The sequence below is a fragment of the Cryobacterium sp. 10I1 genome (genome assembly GCF_035019805.1).
Lineage (GTDB): Bacteria > Actinomycetota > Actinomycetes > Actinomycetales > Microbacteriaceae > Cryobacterium > Cryobacterium glucosi.
In genome coordinates, this window is record NZ_JASJVF010000042.1 from 1 (window position 1) to 18,993 (window position 18,993).

Below are 18,993 nucleotides of genomic sequence, written 5' to 3' on the forward strand. Positions count from 1 at the left end.
GTCCGGGCCGCTACCACTTAGGCAGAAGAGCGCTACCGGGTTATCAGAACAGCGCTACCCGATGAGGCGACGCGCCACTGAGGAGGAAGCGTTGGAGAGGCGGTACTTCGGTTGGCGTCCATTGTCAGTAGCGAACTGACGCAAGCGCCGGTGAGGACGCGGCTGCCGCTGGGCGCCGCCGTGGCAGCCGGCCTTGTCGTACGCGAGAACGGGCCATATCGTGTGTGAAGTTGAGGGAATTCGAAAGTAGAGGATTTTCAAGGGGATGGCGGAGGATCCGCGCAAATGCGGTCTGAAAGCGGCCGGGCGGGGTAAGGGATACAAGGCCCTTCTCGAGAAAGGCAATCAACCCACAGTGGGTCGAATGATCCAGTCGGACAAGAAAGGCCCCCGGGTAACCGGGGGCCTTTCGTCGTTTTCGAGCGGACGCAGGCGACTCTGGCTGCGCCGTTAGAACGCGAAGACTTCCTCGTGCAGGCGGGCAGGCGGATGTCCGGCGTCCTTCAGCGCCGACCGGACAGCCCTGGACAGACCGCGCGATGCGCACACGTAGACGTCGCGGGCAGCGACGTCGGGGACGAGCCGAGTCAGGTTCGCACCGGTCATGCTGTTCCGGGGATCTGTGGACGGCCCGATCATCCACACGATCGAGGCACCGCGCAACCGGGCGATTTCCTCGAGTTCGTCGCGGAAGATCACGTCATCGTCCCGGGAGGCCCGGTAGAGGAGGGTCAGCGAGCCGTCGCCGACCTCGAGCTCTTCGAAGAGTGCGCGCATGGTAGTGATCCCAACGCCGCCGGCGATGAGCAGAACGGATTCACGAGTGCGTTTCCGGTGCGTCATGGCCCCGTACGGCCCCTCGGCGAGCACGCGCGTGCCCGGCCGGAGGGAGTGAAGCGTGTGACTGCCGTTCCCGAGCGCCTTTACGGTGATTCGGAGCAGGTCATCGCCGGGAGGCGCAGACAGCGAGAAGGGATGCGCGGAGCGCCAGACCCCCGGCGCCAGAAATCGCCAGCGGAAGAACTGACCCGCTTCGACGCGCAGTTCGTCGATGTGCCGCCCGCGCAGAATGACGCTCACGACGCCGTCCGCCTCGGGCACCAGGCGTTCGATCCGGAGGCGGTGGCGCCAGGCGTGCTCCAGCGGCTTGAGAACGCGGTAGCGGAGCACCAGGCCCAGTGCGGATACGAAGAACAGGGTCCAGGCGATCTGGAGCCCGGGCCTGCCGGCAAGGTCGGGCCCGGCCAGTTCGTGCGTGAACGAGAGCGCCAGGGCGATATAGCTGAGCAGGTGGATGCCGTGCCACGTCTCGTAGGAGACCGAGCGCCGGGCTGCCCGCACCGACATGACCGCGATCACGCCGAACAGGACCGTCCCGGCGGTCGCGGCCACCAGCCCGGGCATGCCCAGGACGGCGAGGGATGCCGTGAAGGCATCTTCCCAGTGGCTGAGCATCCAGGAATGCACGGCCGCGACCGCATGAATCACCAGGAGGACGATGAAGGCGCGACCGCCGACGCCGTGCCAGCGGGCGAGCCGGTCGGCACCGATCGAGCGTTCGAGCAACGGTGCGCGCGACATCAGGACCACCATCACCGTGACGACATATCCGGCCAGGAATCCGGTGGTGTGAGCGAGGATGGCCGAGTCGAACTGGACAGGAAACCGGACGTCGACGAAGGCGAGTGCCGCAGACAGGACGGCGCCGATCACGATCAGTGTCTTGATGAGCGCGGCCGCAACGGGCGGCCGGGGCGATTGTCGATGACCGGTCACGGCCGGCTGTCCGGCACGATCGCCGGCGCAGCCGGGGAGACCGCCGGGGCAGCAGTGACCATGGCCGCCGCCGATGCGGTCATCACGACCACGACGGCAAGGGACGTAAGCCAGTTCAGCGCGGTCCACGCGCTGCGGGAGACGCGGGAGGCGTTCACTCGGTGGTGGGGTGCAGCCGGTCCGCGAGTGCGCCGGTGGGCCGGAACTGAGGTCATGGTCCTTCCTCCAGGGTGAGAGCAGACGAGCGGAACTTTCCTCATCGGGCGACCGGAGGTGACGACGGTGCTGCGATGCGTCTTGTGCGAAAACTGCCTTCAATTGTGGTTCACATCCCGAAATTCAGGCAGCCATCGGGTAGATCCACACGAGATCCACAGTTTCATGAGGATTGCTCATCTCGGCTGATTCCTAAGGTTTAGCGTCCGGATTGACGATGAGGAAGTCACTCAGACGGGTCCACCCCTCGGGAACTTCGTCGTTGCTCTCGATGACCCGTGCTCCGCCGGTGCCGCTTCCAGACGTCCACATTCCGTCTGCGGAACCGCAGAACGAATTCGAAGGACCGTCCGGCAGTTTTGCCACCATCAGGCAGAAGCCCGGGGTGCCTCGTTGCGGATCCGTGTACTTGGAGACGAAATAGCTCACATCTCTGGTGGTGCCGACTAACCGACTGGAAGCGGCATCGAGGCCGTCACTTGCAGCCTTGAGCGCCGAGGGAAGTGCGTCTTCGGGACCGGGTTTCTGCGCAAGGAACAGCCGGATCTCCGTGGTGGAGTCGTTGGCGACACAACTCGTCAGGCCGAGGCACGATGCACAGACCAATGCTGCCGCGATCCAGGCTCTGCTGGTCACTCTGAGACGAATCATGGCTAGCCCCCCGCTTGAACCCACGCTGTAGTCTTCGTGGGAAACCTAGCATGGCATCGGCCGATATTGTCGGTCCGACCAGCAACTTACATCACCGAGCGGAGGACTCGCTCGCGTCCGCATTCGTGGCGAAGGTGAACCCATTGAGCCGAGACGGCTGTGGTGGCGGATGACGGCACGCCCAACATCCGGCTGCTTGCCTGGACGGGAGTAGCGCGAGCGTAGTGAATCCGTAGGGAAACTCCGTTTCGGCGCATGGATTCCGTAAGGATGGCGCGGCCCCCCTGCGCCCGGGATGACGCTGGATTGGTGAACAGCGCTCGAATGGACCTCTCGGAACTCACGCTCAGTCGGTGGCTCTCGCCACTCCTCGACGGACGCTGCCGCTGGGGAAGCTACACGGTTTCGGCCGGTCGCTACGGCAGCACGAGCCAGCGGCTCGTGTTGTATCCGGCGGGGATCTCCGCACGGCAGCGCCGACGGGTTCGCGTGTGGCGCGGCTGGACGGTGCTCGGCCTAGTGGCCGTGTTCGGAGAGTTCGTAACGCTTGTTGAGGCGGGCGCACCGAGACTCCTGGTGATCACGTCCTGCATCGGGTTTTACGTCGCGAGCACCCTTGTCGTCGCCCATGCTGCCGGATCGATTCGTCGAGGCGTCCTCGAGCTGACCGTCGTGAGCTCCAGCCTCGCCCCCGACACGCGACTCTCCGCAGAATCCCGCTATCTGGCGGGGCTAGCTTCGACGCTGTTGATCGCCGAGGAGTCACTCGCCTGCGGAGCGTCGTCGCCTGCCGATCACGAACTGGTGTGGTCGTCCGCGTACTCCGACGCCCGGCGTCACCTCGGTGCCGGGCGGTGACGTCGGCCGGGACTTCGACAGCTCCCTAGGGCAGGGGTCCTCGGCGGGCGACGGCGCCGGCGAGGGTGGCGTGGAGCAGCGGAAGCACGGACACGGCCATGAGCACCGTTCCGAAGACGACGTCGTCGGCACGGAGCAGGATGCCGCCGATCAGCAGGGCGGTGAAGAGGACCGCAGAGATGATCCGCCGTCCCGTTCGCTCGAGACTGCCCAGGCGGCGCTCGAGCCGTGGGGTCTGCACCGTGAGGTTGCCGTCTTCGACCCGCGTGATCAGGGTATCGAGCCGCTGGGGCAGCCGGGCGATGAGTCCCGCGGCCGCCACCGTGCGCTTCGCGAGATCCTGCACCAGGTTTCCGCCTTCGGCCCGGATCAGCTGCGCGGAGTACGGCTCGACGGCGTTCCAGATGTTGAAGGCCGGGTCGAGCGAACTGCACATCCCGCTGGTCAGCGACATCGCGCGCACGATAAGCAGGAAGTTCTCCGGCAGCTGGACCGGCAGGGTGCGCACCACATCACCGAATTCGTTCGCGAAGGCGCGGAACTCGCGCGGATCGACCTCCTGCAGCTCGGCGAAGCCCATCCCGCCGAAACGCGCGAACAGCGCCGTCAGCGCCCTCTCGAGTTCCGCGGTGTCCGCGGAGGGCAGGAGCACGCCCACCTCGCGAATGCCGTCCACCATGCCCTTGCCGTTGCGGGACGCGGCGGCGATGAGCAGGTTCCGGAGACCGCGACGCAGCGCGTCGGGTACCTCGCCCATCATTCCGAAGTCGATGAACGTGAACTTCCAGGCCCGGCCTGGAGCATCCGCTGTTGTGGCCGCATCCGCGGTGGCGAGGGGGGTGACGAAGATATTGCCCGGGTGCGGGTCGGCGTGGAAATAGCCGTTGACGAAGAGCTGGTCGAACATGACCGCCGCGAACTCGGTGGCGACTTCAGCCGGATCGATGCCTGCCGCCCTGAGCCCATCGACGTCATTGATCTTGATGGCCGTGACGTCCTGCAGGGTCAGCACCCGCCGCGTCGTTCGCTCCCACACGAGCTCGGGAACGCTGACGCGGGCGTCGTCGGCGAAGTTCCCCGCGAACCGTTCCGCGCTCGCGGCCTCGTGCAGGTAGTCGATCTCCTCGAGGCTCGTCACCGCGAACTCCTCGACGAGGACGGGCATGTCGACCCGATCCGAAACGAGGCGAATGTGGCTGAGCCAGCCGGCGACGCGGCGAAGGGCCCGGAGGTCGACGTCGACGATCGCACCGATGCCCGGTCGCTGGATCTTCACGACGACGTCCAGCAGGCCGGTCTCGGCAGCATCCATTTCCGAGAGCCGCGCGCGGTGGACCTGACCGAGGGATGCCGCGGCGAGAGGGGTCGGGTCGACGAACGAGAACGCGCGCTCGAGTGTCACCCCCAATTCGGACTCGGCGAGGGCTCGGATGGCCGGGAACGGCACGGCCGGGACCTCGTCCTGCAGGCCCTCGAGCTCCTTGGTGATCTCGGGCGGCAGCACGTCGAGCCGGGACGACATGAACTGGCCGACCTTGATCATGAGGCCGCCCAGGTCGACCGCGAGCACGTGGAAGCGCTGCGCGATGCGCTGGAGCCGCGCCGACCGGTTGCGCGCCGAGAGCCGGGCGAGTCCGATCCGGGGCAGGAACAGTTCGTACCACCAGGTCTGCACCAGGTACCGCGCGGCGAACCGCAGGATCCGGCGGTAGCGGGCGCGCATGTTCCCGTCGTCGGTCATCGGATCTCCTTGACGCCGGCGTGCTTCGGGCACTCGTTCAATCCTGGGCGAGGATGGAGTACAACTGGCGACGCGCCTCGTCGAGCACGGCGACGGCCTTGTCCACCTGCTCCGGGCTGCCGGAGCGCCCGACCTGCGCGGCGGCCTGGGCCAGGCCGATTCCCGCCTTGGGCAGTGCGGTCGCCCGGCCGCTGTCGCGGGCACTCGGGGCCTCCCAGGGGGCGGAGGTCTCGGCTGCGGCATCCGCTACCGCGCGGCCCTCGTCCGTGAGCGCATAGGTCTTGCGACCGTTGGCCTCCTCGGCCGTGATGAAACCCTCGTCGGCGAGCAGCTGGAGCGCCGGATACACCGAGCCGGGGCTCGGCTTCCACGCCCCGTTGCTGCGCTCCTCGATCTCGTGGATGATCTGGTAGCCGTGCATCGGCTGCTCCAGGAGGAGCGCGAGCACCGCGGCACGGACGTCGCCGCGCCCGACCCTCGTGCCGACCTTCTGTTCGAACTGCCCGCGCAACTGCTCCATCGCTTCCCAGATGGCGTTTCCGGCCCAACCTTCGCCCGGTCCGCCCTTGCGACCCGGGAATCCGTCTCCCATAAATGAACCACTCATGATGACCTCCTCAGCGCCGTACCAGAGCTCGACGATACCTAACGATATAACGTTCAACTCTGATCTCGAGCTGGATTTCACGGCGGCGCGCCCGTGTGTCGCGCGGGTTCTCAGCCGGAGCAGTCCTGAGCGTAGGCTCATTCCGTCAGGGCAAACGGTGTTCCGCCCAATGGAACATGTGTTGGTGTGCCCTGCGGTAGTTCTCAAGGAAGAGATTCAGTTCATGAGCGAGAAACTCGCGTCATCCCGATGGTCACGGCTCATGCCGGTCATCTTCATCACCTACAGCCTGGCGTACCTCGACCGCTCGAATTACAGTCTGGGCGCCGCCGCGGGGATGGCGAAAGACCTCAACATCACGGCCAGCGCCTCGGCCTTCCTTGCAGCCCTGTTCTTCCTCGGCTACTTCTTCTTCCAGGTGCCGAGCGCGAGTTACGCGCAACGGCGGAGCGCGAAGAAGCTGATCTTCTACGCGCTGATCCTGTGGGGCATCCTGGCCAGCTGCATCGGCATCGTCACGAACATCTGGGTGCTATTCGTCATCCGGTTCGCGATCGGAATCGTCGAGGCGGCCATCATGCCCGCGATGCTCATCCTGCTCAGTAACTGGTTCACCAGCGGCGAACGCTCCAAAGCCAACACCTTCCTGATCCTCGGCAACCCGGTCACGGTGCTGTGGATGTCCGTCGTCTCGGCCTACCTCGTCAGCAGCGTTGGCTGGCGCTGGATGTTCATCATCGAGGGTCTCCCCTCCATCATCTGGGCGTTCGTCTGGCTGCGTATGATCGACAACTCCCCGAACGACGCGAAGTGGCTGTCCGCAGGCCAGAAGAAGGACATCAACGACGAATTCGCCCGGGAACAGGTCGGACTGCACGCCGTGCCGAACTACCGCGAGGCATTCAAGCAGAAGGCCGTCATCCAGCTCTGCATCCAGTACTTCTTCTGGAGCATCGGCGTCTACGGCTTCGTCATGTGGCTCCCCTCGATCATCAAGACCGCGTCGTCCTTCGACATCGTGATCATCGGCTGGCTCACCGCCATCCCGTACCTGCTCGCGACCGTGCTGATGGTGGTCGCCTCGTTCTTCTCCGACCGGCTCCTGAAGCGGAAGCTCTTCATCTGGCCGTTCCTCCTGGTGGCGGCGGTCGCGTTCTACGCCTCCTACCTCGTCGGGACGTCCAACTTCTGGCTGTCGTTCATCCTGCTCGTGATCGCCGGCGGCGCTATGTACGCCCCGTACGGGCCGTTTTTCGCGATCGTCCCCGAGATCCTGCCGAAGAATGTCGCGGGCGGCGCGATGGCTCTCGTCAACAGCTTCGGCGCACTCGGATCCTTCGCAGGGGCCTACTTCGTCGGCTTCCTCAATAACGTCACCGGGTCGAACGATGCGTCCTATATCTTCATGGCCCTGTCACTGATCATCGCGGTCGTGTTCACGATCGTGGTGAAGGCCGTCTCGACGCCGGACTTCAAGCTGCAGGGCACCATTCCCGCGGCATCGCCCAGCGCACCGGCACTCCAGTGAGCGGCTCCCGGCCGGTGTTCGTCAACACCATGGTCTACAAAGAGGCCCTCGACGCGTCCACCACGGTCCAGGCCGACCTCGTCGCCGAGGTACTCGCGCTCGGGGCCACCGGAATCGAGATCCGCCGAGAGTACCTCTCGCCCGAGCCTGCGGCCCGGCGCGAAGAACTCCTGACGATCGCCGGCCTGGCGACCGAGGCCGGACTCGAGGTCTACTACTCCGTTCCCGAGTCGCTCTTCGTGGACGGTGAGGCCTCTCCTCTCCTGACCGGCTACCTTGACGAAGCGGCGACCCTCGGAGCTCTCAGCGTCAAGCTGAACATCGGCGAGCCCGGTGACGAGCTGACAGGGCTCGGGAGCCTGGTCGAGGCCCTGCTGGCGGCATCCGCCCGGGTCACGATCGAGAACGACCAGACCGCGCGGAACGGGCGACTGGATGTCGTGGCTGCGCTCCTCCGCGACCTGCGGGCCCAGAACGTTCCGATCGGGTACACGTTCGATGCCGGAAACTGGCTCTGGGCGGGCGTTGACCCGGTCGCCGCCGCCCGGGAACTCGGGCGTTACGCGACGGTCTTCCACCTGAAGGACATCGGCCGCCTCGGTGGGCTGCACTCCGTGCTGCTCGACGAGGGTGACGTCGACTGGCGTTCCGTGCTCCGCGAGATCGGGACCCACGTGCCCGTGGTGCTCGAATACCCGATCCCCGACCGGGCCACCGCGGCGAGCGAACTGGCGAAGATCCGCCGGGTCCTCGCCGAACTGACCAGCGACTGAACGGAACCACATGCCCAGCACTGTCCAGAGGGACTTCGACGTCGTCACCTTCGGCGAGATCATGGCGATGTTCGTCGCGGAGGAGACCGGTCCGCTCGCCCGGGTCGACCGCTTCACCCGCAGGCTGGCGGGCGCGGAATTCAATGTCGCCGTCGGTCTGCGGCGGCTCGGCCACAGCGTCGGGTTCATCACGCGTCTCGGCACGGACCCGTTCGGTGAATTCGTCCTGCAGCAGCTCGAGGCGAACGGCATCGATGTCGGCCAGGTCGACCTGCACGCGAGCGAACCGACCGGGTTCCAGCTGAAGAACAGGCCGGGCGAGGACGAAGACCCGCTCGTGGTCTACTTCCGGTCGCACTCAGCGGCACGTACGCTCGCGCCCACCGAGGCGACGGCCGCTTACGTGCGCCGTGCCGGGCATGTGCACCTGACCGGGATCCCGCTCGCGCTCGGCGACGGACCGCGGCACCTCGCCGCCCAGGCCGTCGATGTTGCACGTGAAACCGGCGCGACGGTGAGTTTCGATCCGAACCTGCGCCCCAGCCTCTGGGCCGACACCGCGGAAATGGTGCACGCGATCAATGAGATCGCCGTGCAGGCGGACTGGGTGCTGCCCGGCACGAGCGAAGGGCACATCCTCACCGGGGAGACCACCCCGGCGGGAATCGCCCGCTGGTACCTCGATCGCGGCGTGAAGGTCGTCGCGGTCAAGGCCGGTTCACGCGGGGCCGAACTCTTCGCCGCGGACGGGACGCACGCGAGCTGCCCGCCGTTCTCGGTGTCTGTCGTCGACACGGTCGGCGCGGGTGACGGCTTCTCCGCTGGACTCCTCAGTGCGGCCCTCGACGGGCTCCCACTCGCCGACTGGGTGCACCGCGCCGGCGCGGTCGGCGCGCTGGCCACGACGTCGCGCGGTGACCAGGAGGGCCTGCCCGACCGGGCCGGACTCGCTACATTCCTCGAGGCGCATGCGCCGGCATCCATTTGATCAGGGAGACTGACAGCATGACCACCACCGTAACGCTCCGCGTCGTCGTCGCAACACCACTGAGCGAGGAGCTCTGCCTGCTGATCGAGCGGGCGGAACCCCGCATCGAGCTCGTGCGTGACCAGGCCCTGCTGCCGCCGATGCGCCGTCCTGCCGACTACCGCGGCGACCCCGCCTTTCGGCGCACGACCGGTCAGCAGGCCGACTTCGAGCGGATGCTCGACTCGGCCGACGTGCTCTTCGGCATTCCCGACGTGAACCCGGTCGCCCTTCGCCGAACCGTTGAGGCGAATCCGGGACTCCGCTGGGTGCAGGTGATGGCGGCGGGCGGTGGCTCGCAGGTCAAGTCCGCAGGCCTCGGTCAGGCCGATCTCGACCGGGTGGTCTTCACGACCTCGGCCGGGGTGCACGGCGGCCCGCTCGCCGAATTCGCGATCTTCGGCATCATGTCCGGAGCGAAGCAGCTGCCCGTGCTCCAAAGCGACCAGCGCGCGCACGCGTGGCCGGAGCGCAGGGCCCTCGGCCAGGTGCGCGACCAGACGGTGCTCGTCATCGGGCTGGGCGGAGTGGGGCGCGAGGTCGCCCGGCTCGCGAAGGGGCTCGGGATGCGTGTGATCGGGACAAGCAGGGACGACCTGCCCGTTCCCTTCGTCGACGAGCTGATCCGAACGGAGGACCTCGCGGCCGGAGCCGCGAGTGCGGACGCGATCGTCGTCGCCCTGCCGGGAACGGCCGCGACCCTGAAACTTGTCGGTGAGAACGTCTTCGGCGCGGTCCGGCCGGGAACGACCTTCGTCAGCATCGGGCGTGGCACCGTCGTGGACGAGGACGCCCTCATCCGTGCCCTCGAGTCTGGCCGGATCGGCTTCGCCGCCCTCGACGTGTTCGCGAAGGAACCGCTCGACACCGCGAGCGCGCTCTGGGACTTCCCGAACGTCGTGATCAGCCCCCACACCGCCGCCCTCGACGCCGAGGAGGAACGCCGGATCGCCGAGCTCTTCGCCGACAACGCGACCCGGTTCCTCGACGGCCTCCCCCTCCGCAACATCGTCAACACGGTCGAGTTCTACTGAGTCGATCGTTCCCAGGCCTGGCCTGCTGTCCGAATCGGCGCGCAGTCAGGTGCGGCGACTAGGGTCGGACGGATGCATACTCCGACCTCGTCTCTCCCCTCCGTCTCTCCCACCCCCGGTTTCGTGCGGGTGCGGGGAGCCAGGGAGAACAACCTGAGGGATGTCGACGTCGACGTGCCCCGCGACGCGATCGTCGCGTTCACCGGCGTCTCCGGTTCCGGCAAGTCGTCGCTCGCCTTCGGCACGATCTTCGCAGAGGCCCAGCGCCGGTTCCTCGAATCGGTGGCCCCGTACGCCCGCCGACTGATCCAGCAGGGCCACACCCCGCAGGTGGACGAGATCACGGGCCTCCCTCCCGCGGTCGCCCTGCAGCAGCGGCGCGGCACGCCGAGTTCGCGGTCCACGGTTGGCACCCTGACGACCCTGTCGAATTCACTGCGCATGATGTATTCCCGTGCGGGCACGTACCCGGCGGATGCGCCCAGGCTCGAATCGGACTCCTTTTCTCCGAATACCGTGGCCGGGGCGTGCCCGCGCTGCCACGGGCTCGGAATCGCGCACCTCCCGACGCGCGCGAGCCTCGTGCCCGACGGGACCCTCAGCATCCGCGAGGGCGCCGTCGCGGCGTGGCCGGGCGCCTGGCAGGGCAAGAACCTCCGCGACATCCTGATCGCCCTCGGCTACGACGTCGACGTGCCGTGGAACGACCTCCCCGCTGAGAGCAGGGACTGGATCCTTTTCACCGAGGAGCAGCCCGTCGTGGAGATAACGCCGCAGCGCGACCGGGTCGCCAAGCCGTACCAGGGCCGGTTCTGGAGTGCGCGCAGCTACGTCCTGCACACCCTCGCCGACTCGCAGAGCCAGAGTCAGCGGGAGCGCGCGCTCCGGTTCGTGGAGTCCGGACCCTGCTCGCTCTGCGACGGGAGCGGACTCACCCCGGCCGCCCTCGCCGTGACGGTGGCCGGGCTCTCCATCTCCCAGCTGGCCGGGCTGCCGCTCACCACCCTCGCCGAGACCCTCCGCCCGCTCACGCAGGCCGGTTCCGCCGGGCGCGGCGAGGCATCCGCCGGGGTCGAAGCCACGATCAGCCGCGACCTGCTCGCGCGCATCGAGGTGCTGGTCGATCTCGGCCTCGGCTACCTCAGCCTCTCGCGCTCCACCCCGACGCTCTCGCCCGGTGAGATGCAGCGCCTCCGGATCGCGACCCAGTTGAGGTCTGGACTCTTCGGCGTCGTCTACGTGCTCGACGAGCCCTCTGCGGGTCTGCACCCCGCCGACGCCGAACCCCTCCTCGTCGTGCTCGAGCAGCTCAAGTCTTCCGGCAACTCCGTCTTCGTCGTCGAACACAACATGGACGTCGTGCGCGCCGCCGACTGGGTCATCGACGTCGGTCCGCACGCAGGAACCGGCGGCGGCGAGGTGCTCTACAGCGGTCCGGTCGGCGGGCTCGCCGGGGTCCCGGAGTCGGTGACACGGCGGTTCCTGTTCCCCGCTTCCGACACGACGGATGCCGCGGTCCCGGCGCCGGCGCGGAGGGAACCACACGCCTGGCTCGGCCTGCGCGGGGTCAACGTGCACAACCTTCAGGATCTCGACGCCGAGTTCCCGCTCGGGCTCCTCACCGCGGTCACTGGCGTTTCCGGATCGGGAAAATCATCTCTGATCAGCCAGATCGTCGCCGATGACCCGGTTGACCGCCTTGTCACCGTCGACCAGAAGCCGATCGGACGCACTCCCCGCTCGAACCTCGCCACCTATACCGGCCTGTTCGACGCGGTCCGCGCGGCCTTCGCGGCCACCCCCGCAGCCCGCAGCCGCGGCTTCGGGGCGGGACACTTCTCCTTCAACGTCGCCGGCGGCCGCTGCGAGACCTGCCTCGGGGAGGGCTCCGTCACCGTTGAACTCCTCTTCCTCCCCGGCAGCTACGCCCTGTGCCCGGCGTGCCACGGTTCCCGGTACAACCCGGAGACCCTCGAGGTCGACTACCGCGGCAAGACCATCGCAGAGGTCCTCGGGCTCAGCGTCGACGATGCCGCCGGGTTCCTCGCCGACGTGCCTGCGGCCGCCCGCAGCCTCGAGACCCTCCGCGAGGTCGGCCTCGGCTACCTCCGCCTCGGCCAGCCCGCCACAGAGCTCTCCGGTGGGGAAGCCCAGCGCATCAAGCTCGCCTCCGAGCTCCAACGTGCCCGCCGCGGCCACACCCTGTACCTGCTCGACGAACCGACAACGGGCCTGCACCCGGCGGATGTGCAGCTCCTGCTCGCCCAGCTGAACCGGCTGGTCGACGCGGGCAACACCGTCGTCGTTGTCGAACACAACCTCGACGTCATCGCGGCGGCCGACTGGGTGATCGACCTCGGCCCGTCCGGAGGGGACGCTGGCGGCCGTATCCTCGTGGCCGGTCCGCCGGAGGTCGTCGCCACCCACGCCGAGAGCAGGACGGCCCCCTATCTCGAGCGGCGACTGCAGGCGTAGGCGACGCTCAGGCGTTTCGGACCAGCCGGAGCACCGGAATCCGGCGTTCGACGGCCCGCTCCTGGTAGCCGGCGAAGCCGGGCGCGAGGGCGATGATCTTCGCCCAGGCTCTGGCGTGCTCGTCGCCGTCCAAATCGGTCGCGGTGACCGCGACCGTCCCTTCCGGGGTCTCGATGGAGGTCTCCGGGTGCGAGAGCAGGTTGAAGTACCAGGCCGGGTGCTGGGGCCGGCCGCCGGCGGAGGCGACCACGAGCCAGGCGTCCCCGTCGCGGATGGACATCACCGGGCTGACGCGCTCGGCACCCGTGCGCGCCCCGGTCGTGTGCAGGAGCACGAGGTTGGACCCGAACCCGGCCGTGGTGACATGACCGTTGTTCTCCCGGAACTCCGAGATGATCTGTTCGTTGAAGTCGCTCACTAGACTGCCTCTCGTCGACGAGCTGCCGGTGCAGGGATTTTACAACGGGAAGAGGATCTCATGAGTGGTGAGCTGGTTCTGGTGACCGGTGGGTCTGGCTTCGTCGGCGCGCACTGCATCGTGCGGCTCCTCGCCGCCGGCTACCGGGTGCGCACGACGGTGCGCTCCCTCACCCGGGAGCCCGAGGTGCGCGCGATGGTCGCCGCGGGCGGGGCGGATGCCGGCAGCGCCCTCTCGTTCACCGTCGCCGACCTGCTCTCCGACGCCGGTTGGGCGGAAGCGGTGAACGGCTGCGCCTTCGTCCTGCACGTCGCCTCACCCTTCCCCGCACGTGAGCCGGCGGACGAGGACGAGCTCATCGTCCCCGCCCGCGACGGCGCACTGCGGGTGCTCCGGGCCGCGCGGGACGCCGGCGTGCGGCGGGTCGTGCTGACCTCTTCGTTCGCCGCCGTCGGGTATGGCGCCCAGCATCCGGACCGCCCGTTCACCGAGGACGACTGGACGGACCCGACCGCCTCAGTGAGCGCATACGTCAGGTCGAAGACCATCGCCGAACGTGCGGCCTGGGACTTCGTCGATCGCGAGGGAGGCACCCTCGAGCTCACGGTGATCAACCCGGTCGGAATCTTCGGACCCGTGCTCGGGACAGACCTCTCCAGTTCCGTCGAACTCCTCCGCGGGCTCCTGAAGGGTGCTGTGCCCGCGGTGCCGCGGATCGAGACCAACATCGTCGACGTGCGCGATGTCGCCGACCTGCACGTGCGCGCCATGACGAGCCCGCTCGCGCCCGGCGAACGGTTCCTCGCCGTCGCCGGACCCCCGATGACCTTTCCGGAGATCGCAGCCCTGCTGAGGTCGAACCTCGGCGACGTCGCGAGTCGGGTGCCCCGCCGGGTGATGCCGACCTGGCTCGTCCGTGTCCTCGCCCCGTTCAGCGCCCCGCTCCGGCAGGTCGCCCCGCAACTCGGCACGACGCGGAACGCCTCCCATGACAAGGCCAGGCGGATGCTCGGCTGGGAACCTCTGTCCAACGAGGAGGCCATCCTCGCCACCGCGGAGAGCCTCGTGCGCCTCCGGCTTCTCTGACCGGCGGCGCACGAGAGGCGGGATCAGTCGACCTGGTCCATGAAGTCGGTCAGGTGCGCGATCGTCGGGATCGACGAGGTGATCACGGTGCCGTCGTCGCGACGTCCGCCCTCGATCGCAGCCGGCGACGGAGCCCCGGGAGTGCGGGCGCCCTGGTGCTCGAGCGGGACGATGACGGGCTGGCCGAGACGCACCGTGAAAGCGGGCGCCCCGCGCACGGCGAGCTTCGCCTCGACGCCGGCCTCGACGGTCACCTCGACCTCGTCCTGCCTGAGGTCGATCCGGAGCCGGGTGCCCTTGAGCGTGATCCGGAAGGTGAGCCCCTCCCAGCCTTCCGGCAGCCGCGGGTCGAGGGTGACCCGGCCGTTGTGGTCGCGCATGCCGCCGAATCCGTAGACGAGGGCGCTCCAGACTCCACCGGCGGATGCGACGTGGACGCCGTCCGCCGCGTTGTGGTGCAGGTCTGCGAGGTCGACGAACAGGCCGGAGGTGAAGTACCGGAGCGCGAGCTCGTGGTACCCGACTTCGGCCGCGATGATCGACTGGACCACGTCGGACAGGGTCGAGTCGCCGGTCGTGAGCGGGTCGTAGTAGTCGAAGTCGGCGAGCTTCTCCTCCGGAGTGAACTGGTCCCCCTGCAGGAGCAGCGCGAGGACCACATCCGCTTGCTTGAGGACCTGGAAGCGGTAGATCACGAGCGGGTGGTAGTGCAGCAGCAACGGCCGGTTCTGCGGAGGCGTCTGGGACAGGTCCCAGCGTTCCTTCTCGAGGAACTGCGCGTCCTGCGGGTGGATGGCCAGGCCCTTGTCGAAGGGAATGTGCATCGCCTCGGCGGCGAAGGCCCACTCGGCGATCTCGGTGTCCTGGAGGTTCAGCCGGGCGACCATGGCGTCGTAGGCGTCGCGGTCGATGTACCGCAGCCGGCGGACCGCGGTCACGGCGTTCCGCAGGTTCGAGCGCGCCATGATGTTCGTGTACAGGTTGTCGTTGACGACGGTCGTGTACTCGTCCGGCCCGGTGACACCGTGGATGTGGAACACGTCGTTGCCGTGCCCGTTGCCGCGCCAGAAGCCGAGGTCCGCCCACATCCGGCTCGTCTCGACGAGGATGTCGATGGCCTCGCGGGCGAGGAAGTCCTCGTCGCCGGTTGCGGCGACGTACTGGCTGAGCGCATAGGCGATGTCGGCGTCGATGTGGTACTGGGCCGTGCCCGCCGCGTAATACGCGGAGGACTCGAGCCCGTTGATCGTGCGCCACGGGAACAGGGCGCCGAGCTGGTTGAGCTCCGTCGCGCGGTCCCTGGCCTGGTCCAGCATGCCGTGCCGGAAACGCAGCGCGTTGCGGGCCGCGTTCGGAGAGGTATAGGTCAGGAACGGCAGGACGTAGACCTCCGTGTCCCAGAAATAGTGGCCGCCGTAGCCGGAGCCGGACACGCCCTTTGCGGAGACGCCCTGGCCGTCGGCGCGCATCGAGGCCTGGGCGAGCTGGAACAGGTTCCAGCGCACGGCCTGCTGCAGCACGGGCTGCCCGGGAAGCTGCACGTCGGTGCGCGCCCAGAAGTCGGTGAGCCATTCCTGCTGGCGGGCGATGAACGATTCGATGCCCTCGTCCCGCGCGCGGTCCAGGGTGCGGTCGCACCGGTCGGCGAGTTCGTGAGTGGGCACGCCCGCGGAGGTGTGGTAGCTGAGCGTCTTCGTGATGTGGATCGAATTGCCCTGCTTGGCCTTGATCGTGTACACGTGCTTGGCGAGGTCGTCGCCGATAGCGGAGGACTCGACGAACTCGTTGGCTGTCTCGATCTGGTGGTCGGCGGCGCAGGCGATCGTCATCGCCGAGTTCGTGCAGCGGAAGCCGAGGATGTACCGGCCGCCGGAAGCGCGCTTGAAGCGTGGCTGCAGCACCCGGTCGGTGAAGGACTCCGCCTTGCGCGGGTCCCAGTCTGTCGTCATCGAGCCCTTGGGCCGGTCGTACTCGCTGATGCCGTCCTGGCGGTTCAGGATCTGGCTCGAGATCACGACGGACGCATCCGCGTCGAGCATGGTGACCTCGTAGTCGATGATCGCGAGGTGCCGGTCGGTGAACGACACCATCCGGCGGGACCGGATCAGGACGCGCTTGCCCGATGGCGTGCGCCAGACGAGTGAGCGAGAGAGGATGCCGGTGGTGAAGTCGAGCCGGCGCTCGTAGCTGAGCAACTCGGCGAGGGTCAGCACGAGCGGTTCGTCGTCGACGTAGACGCGGATCATCTTGGCGTCGGGAGCGTTGACGATCGTCTGGCCGACGCGGGCGAAACCGAAGGCCTCTTCCGCGTGCCGGATCGGCCAGGTCTCGTGGAAACCGTTGATGTATGTGCCCTGGACGTGGCCGTCCCTGCCCTCGTCGACGTTGCCGCGCAGGCCGAGGTAGCCGTTGCCGACCGCGAAGAGGGTCTCGGTGCGTCCGATGTCGGCTCCGGTGAACGCCGTCTCGACGAGGGCCCATTCGTCGACCGGGAAGCGATTGCGGTCGAGAGGGTCCTGGATGACCTCTTCGGTCAGGTTCATGCGGTGGCCTCCTGCGTTGCGGTTTCGGGTGACGTGCTGGGCTCGGACGGGCGGGGCACCAGTTCATCGAGGTCTGAGACGACAATATCGGCTCCGGCGTCCAGAAGGGTCTGCGGTCCGACGCCGCGGTCGACGCCGAGGACCAGCCCGAAATCACCGGCGCGGCCGGCCTGCACTCCCGACTCGGCGTCTTCGACCACGACGCACTCTGCCGGCGTGAGACCGAGCAGCTCGGCGCCGAGTTCATAGGTGTCCGGCGCGGGCTTCCCGGCGAGCCGACGCTCGGCGGCGAGGTTGCCGTCGACGACGATACCGAAGCGATCACGGATGCCCGCTGCCCCGAGGGTGAGTTCGCCGTTGCGGGAACTCGTGACGACGGCGACCTGCAGCCCGGCGTTGACCACGTAGTCGAGGAAGTCGAGGGAACCCTGGTACGGAGTCACGCCGTCTTCCGCGAGGGTCTCGTTGAAGGCCGCGTTCTTGCGGTTGCCGAGGCCGCACACGGTGTCCTGCGTCGGGGCATCCGTGGGGTCGCCGTCTGGCAGCGTGATCCCGCGCGAGGCGAGGAGGCTGCGCACGCCGTCGTAGCGGGGCTTGCCGTCGATATACCTGAAGTAGTCGGCATCGCTATAGGAGGGACTCACCCCCTGGTCTTCGAGGAAGGGGGTGAAGAGCCGGGACCACGCGACCATGTGCACGTCGGCGGTGGGAGTCAGCACGCCGTCGAGGTCGAAGAGCACGCCACGCAAACCGAGGATGCGGTCGCGGGCCTGGGCTGGCGAAAGGGGAAATGTCGGAGAAGTCATAGACGGGAGCTCTTCTCGATAGATGCCTGAAAATGGAGGCGCCGGGGAATGGTGGGGGGATGTATTCGCCCGGGTGTCGACATCTCGGCGGCGGTGACGAGGATCGCGAGCGACGCGGGTCCACCGGGTCCGGGGTGGGCCTGCGCCTGAGTACAAAACAAGCCTATGCCCTGTGCCTCCGGCGAGTAGACTTTCTCTAAGTGAAACGATTCAACGTTGAACGCACACAGAGAGAAGTCAGACAATGATCACTCGCATGATCTGGAACCAAACGGCACACTTCGGCGCAGGGGCCATTAGCGTCATCCCCGGTGAAATAGCCTCCCGCGGCTTCACCAAGGCCTTTGTGGTCTCGGACAAGGTGCTCGTCACGACCGGCGTCACCGGCAAGGTCACGTCACTCCTCGACGATGCCGGAATCCCTTATGAGGTTTATTCGGACGTCACCCCGAACCCGCCGATCGAAGCGGTCAAGCGCGGCGTCGCGGCCTTCGCGGCCTCGGGCGCAGACGTATTGATCGGCATCGGCGGCGGCTCGCCGCAGGACACCTGCAAGGCCATCGGCATCATCACGAACAACCCCGAGTTCGCGGACGTGCGCTCGCTCGAGGGCGTCGCGGCCACGAAGCGGGCCTCCGTTCCGATCATCGCCGTTCCGACGACGGCGGGAACCGCATCGGAGACCACGATCAACTACGTGATCACCGACGTCGAACGCTCCCGCAAGTTCGTCTGCGTCGACCCGCACGCGATTCCGATCGTCGCCGTCGTCGATTCCGAGATGATGTCATCCGCGCCACGTTCGCTCAAGGTCGCCACAGGACTGGACGCGCTCACCCACGCGATCGAGGGCTACACGACCAAGGGCGCCTGGGAACTCTCCGACCTCTTCCACCTCAAGGCGATCACGATGATCGCCGAGTCCCTCGCCGCCGCCGCCGACGGCGACCCGGTTGCCGCGGACCGGATGGCCCTCGCCCAGTACATCGCGGGAATGGGCTACTCCAACGTCGGCCTCGGCCTCGTGCACGGGATGGCCCACCCGCTCGGCGCCTTCTACAACGCCCCGCATGGCGTGGCCAACGGCATCCTGCTCGCCCCCGTGATGGCGTTCAACGCCGACGCGACCGGCGACCGCTTCCGCGACATCGCGGTGGCCTTCGCGGTCGCCGGTGCCGCAGACCTGTCGGTCGAGGATGCCCGCACCGCGGCCGTCACTGCCGTCACGGCGTTCGCCCGCGACCTCGGCAACCCGACGACACTGCGCGAGATCGGTGCGAAGGAGGAGGACCTCCCGGCACTCGCCCAGGCCGCCTTCGACGACGTCTGCACCGGCGGTAACCCGCGCGACGTGACCGTCGAGCAGATCCTCGCGCTGTACACCTCGATCTACTGATCCCAGAGTCACCTTTCCGGTCGAGAGTGACCCGTATACCTGTCTCTTATACACATCT

Annotated in this window: 16 protein-coding genes; 8 read left to right on the plus strand and 8 right to left on the minus strand. The window is 67.6% G+C overall.

What is annotated here, in order from left to right:
* Nucleotides 1-450: 450 nt before the first annotated feature.
* The 3 genes from QN345_RS06160 to QN345_RS06170 all read right to left on the minus strand — a co-directional run bounded on the left by QN345_RS06160 (nt 451) and on the right by QN345_RS06170 (nt 2,643).
* Entirely contained in the window at nt 451-1,776 is a 1,326-nt protein-coding gene (locus QN345_RS06160; RefSeq protein ID WP_322188962.1) for a ferredoxin reductase family protein, read from the minus strand.
* A complete protein-coding gene (locus QN345_RS06165) occupies nt 1,773-1,991 on the minus strand; it encodes a hypothetical protein (protein ID WP_134448596.1) in 219 nt (72 codons plus the stop codon). Before QN345_RS06165 ends, QN345_RS06160 begins: the two co-directional genes overlap by 4 nt.
* Before the next feature lie 193 nt (nt 1,992-2,184).
* A complete protein-coding gene (locus tag QN345_RS06170) occupies nt 2,185-2,643 on the minus strand; it encodes a hypothetical protein (RefSeq protein ID WP_135100857.1) in 459 nt (152 codons plus the stop codon).
* 324 nt (nt 2,644-2,967) lie between these two features.
* Here QN345_RS06170 and QN345_RS06175 point away from each other — a divergent pair, with 324 nt between their 5' ends.
* On the plus strand, nt 2,968-3,501 hold the full coding sequence (locus QN345_RS06175) for a DUF6611 family protein (protein WP_134448600.1): 534 nt from the start codon (nt 2,968-2,970) through the stop codon (nt 3,499-3,501).
* Nucleotides 3,502-3,526: 25 nt separating this feature from the next.
* Here QN345_RS06175 and QN345_RS06180 read toward each other — a convergent pair whose 3' ends face one another.
* On the minus strand, nt 3,527-5,242 hold the full coding sequence (locus QN345_RS06180) for an ABC1 kinase family protein (RefSeq protein WP_134448602.1): 1,716 nt from the start codon (nt 5,240-5,242) through the stop codon (nt 3,527-3,529).
* A 37-nt stretch (nt 5,243-5,279) separates the two neighbouring features.
* Nucleotides 5,280-5,849 carry a PadR family transcriptional regulator gene (locus QN345_RS06185; RefSeq protein WP_134448604.1) on the minus strand — a complete coding sequence of 190 codons (570 nt, stop codon included), beginning with the start codon at nt 5,847-5,849 and terminating at the stop codon, nt 5,280-5,282.
* A 223-nt stretch (nt 5,850-6,072) separates the two neighbouring features.
* Between QN345_RS06185 and QN345_RS06190 the strand changes: the two genes are divergently transcribed.
* The 5 genes from QN345_RS06190 to QN345_RS06210 all read left to right on the plus strand — a co-directional run bounded on the left by QN345_RS06190 (nt 6,073) and on the right by QN345_RS06210 (nt 12,686).
* The gene (locus QN345_RS06190) at nt 6,073-7,377 is read left to right on the plus strand and encodes an MFS transporter (RefSeq protein ID WP_134448606.1); all 1,305 of its coding nucleotides are present in this window, start codon (nt 6,073-6,075) and stop codon (nt 7,375-7,377) included.
* Nucleotides 7,374-8,150 (plus strand): sugar phosphate isomerase/epimerase, encoded by a 777-nt coding sequence (locus QN345_RS06195; protein WP_322188957.1) that lies wholly within the window; start codon nt 7,374-7,376, stop codon nt 8,148-8,150. Before QN345_RS06190 ends, QN345_RS06195 begins: the two co-directional genes overlap by 4 nt.
* 10 nt (nt 8,151-8,160) lie before the next feature.
* A complete protein-coding gene (locus QN345_RS06200; protein ID WP_322188955.1) occupies nt 8,161-9,138 on the plus strand; it encodes a sugar kinase in 978 nt (325 codons plus the stop codon).
* Nucleotides 9,139-9,155: 17 nt separating this feature from the next.
* The gene (locus tag QN345_RS06205) at nt 9,156-10,211 is read left to right on the plus strand and encodes a D-2-hydroxyacid dehydrogenase (RefSeq protein WP_322188953.1); all 1,056 of its coding nucleotides are present in this window, start codon (nt 9,156-9,158) and stop codon (nt 10,209-10,211) included.
* 72 nt (nt 10,212-10,283) lie between these two features.
* A complete protein-coding gene (locus QN345_RS06210; protein ID WP_322188951.1) occupies nt 10,284-12,686 on the plus strand; it encodes an excinuclease ABC subunit UvrA in 2,403 nt (800 codons plus the stop codon).
* 7 nt (nt 12,687-12,693) lie between these two features.
* Here QN345_RS06210 and QN345_RS06215 read toward each other — a convergent pair whose 3' ends face one another.
* On the minus strand, nt 12,694-13,104 hold the full coding sequence (locus QN345_RS06215; protein ID WP_134448616.1) for a nitroreductase/quinone reductase family protein: 411 nt from the start codon (nt 13,102-13,104) through the stop codon (nt 12,694-12,696).
* Nucleotides 13,105-13,164: 60 nt separating this feature from the next.
* Here QN345_RS06215 and QN345_RS06220 point away from each other — a divergent pair, with 60 nt between their 5' ends.
* Nucleotides 13,165-14,190 (plus strand): SDR family oxidoreductase, encoded by a 1,026-nt coding sequence (locus QN345_RS06220; protein ID WP_134558166.1) that lies wholly within the window; start codon nt 13,165-13,167, stop codon nt 14,188-14,190.
* Nucleotides 14,191-14,213: 23 nt separating this feature from the next.
* Here the strand turns inward: QN345_RS06220 and QN345_RS06225 are convergent, their stop codons facing one another.
* On the minus strand, nt 14,214-16,733 hold the full coding sequence (locus QN345_RS06225) for a glycoside hydrolase family 65 protein (RefSeq protein WP_134448620.1): 2,520 nt from the start codon (nt 16,731-16,733) through the stop codon (nt 14,214-14,216).
* Entirely contained in the window at nt 16,730-17,539 is an 810-nt protein-coding gene (locus QN345_RS06230) for an HAD family hydrolase (protein ID WP_134448622.1), read from the minus strand. Before QN345_RS06230 ends, QN345_RS06225 begins: the two co-directional genes overlap by 4 nt.
* 256 nt (nt 17,540-17,795) lie before the next feature.
* Between QN345_RS06230 and fucO the strand changes: the two genes are divergently transcribed.
* The gene (gene fucO, locus QN345_RS06235) at nt 17,796-18,935 is read left to right on the plus strand and encodes a lactaldehyde reductase (RefSeq protein WP_241975203.1); all 1,140 of its coding nucleotides are present in this window, start codon (nt 17,796-17,798) and stop codon (nt 18,933-18,935) included.
* Nucleotides 18,936-18,993 lie beyond the last annotated feature (58 nt).

Coding starts and splice junctions, on each gene's coding strand:
- QN345_RS06165 (WP_134448596.1), bottom strand. CDS start 1,991: ATGACCTCAGTTCCGGCCCACCGGCGCACTCGCGGACCGGCTGCACCC.
- QN345_RS06170 (WP_135100857.1), bottom strand. CDS start 2,643: ATGATTCGTCTCAGAGTGACCAGCAGAGCCTGGATCGCGGCAGCATTG.
- QN345_RS06175 (WP_134448600.1), top strand. CDS start 2,968: ATGGACCTCTCGGAACTCACGCTCAGTCGGTGGCTCTCGCCACTCCTC.
- QN345_RS06180 (WP_134448602.1), bottom strand. CDS start 5,242: ATGACCGACGACGGGAACATGCGCGCCCGCTACCGCCGGATCCTGCGG.
- QN345_RS06185 (WP_134448604.1), bottom strand. CDS start 5,849: ATGAGTGGTTCATTTATGGGAGACGGATTCCCGGGTCGCAAGGGCGGA.
- QN345_RS06190 (WP_134448606.1), top strand. CDS start 6,073: ATGAGCGAGAAACTCGCGTCATCCCGATGGTCACGGCTCATGCCGGTC.
- QN345_RS06200 (WP_322188955.1), top strand. CDS start 8,161: ATGCCCAGCACTGTCCAGAGGGACTTCGACGTCGTCACCTTCGGCGAG.
- QN345_RS06205 (WP_322188953.1), top strand. CDS start 9,156: ATGACCACCACCGTAACGCTCCGCGTCGTCGTCGCAACACCACTGAGC.
- QN345_RS06210 (WP_322188951.1), top strand. CDS start 10,284: ATGCATACTCCGACCTCGTCTCTCCCCTCCGTCTCTCCCACCCCCGGT.
- QN345_RS06220 (WP_134558166.1), top strand. CDS start 13,165: ATGAGTGGTGAGCTGGTTCTGGTGACCGGTGGGTCTGGCTTCGTCGGC.
- QN345_RS06225 (WP_134448620.1), bottom strand. CDS start 16,733: ATGAACCTGACCGAAGAGGTCATCCAGGACCCTCTCGACCGCAATCGC.
- QN345_RS06230 (WP_134448622.1), bottom strand. CDS start 17,539: ATGACTTCTCCGACATTTCCCCTTTCGCCAGCCCAGGCCCGCGACCGC.
- fucO (WP_241975203.1), top strand. CDS start 17,796: ATGATCTGGAACCAAACGGCACACTTCGGCGCAGGGGCCATTAGCGTC.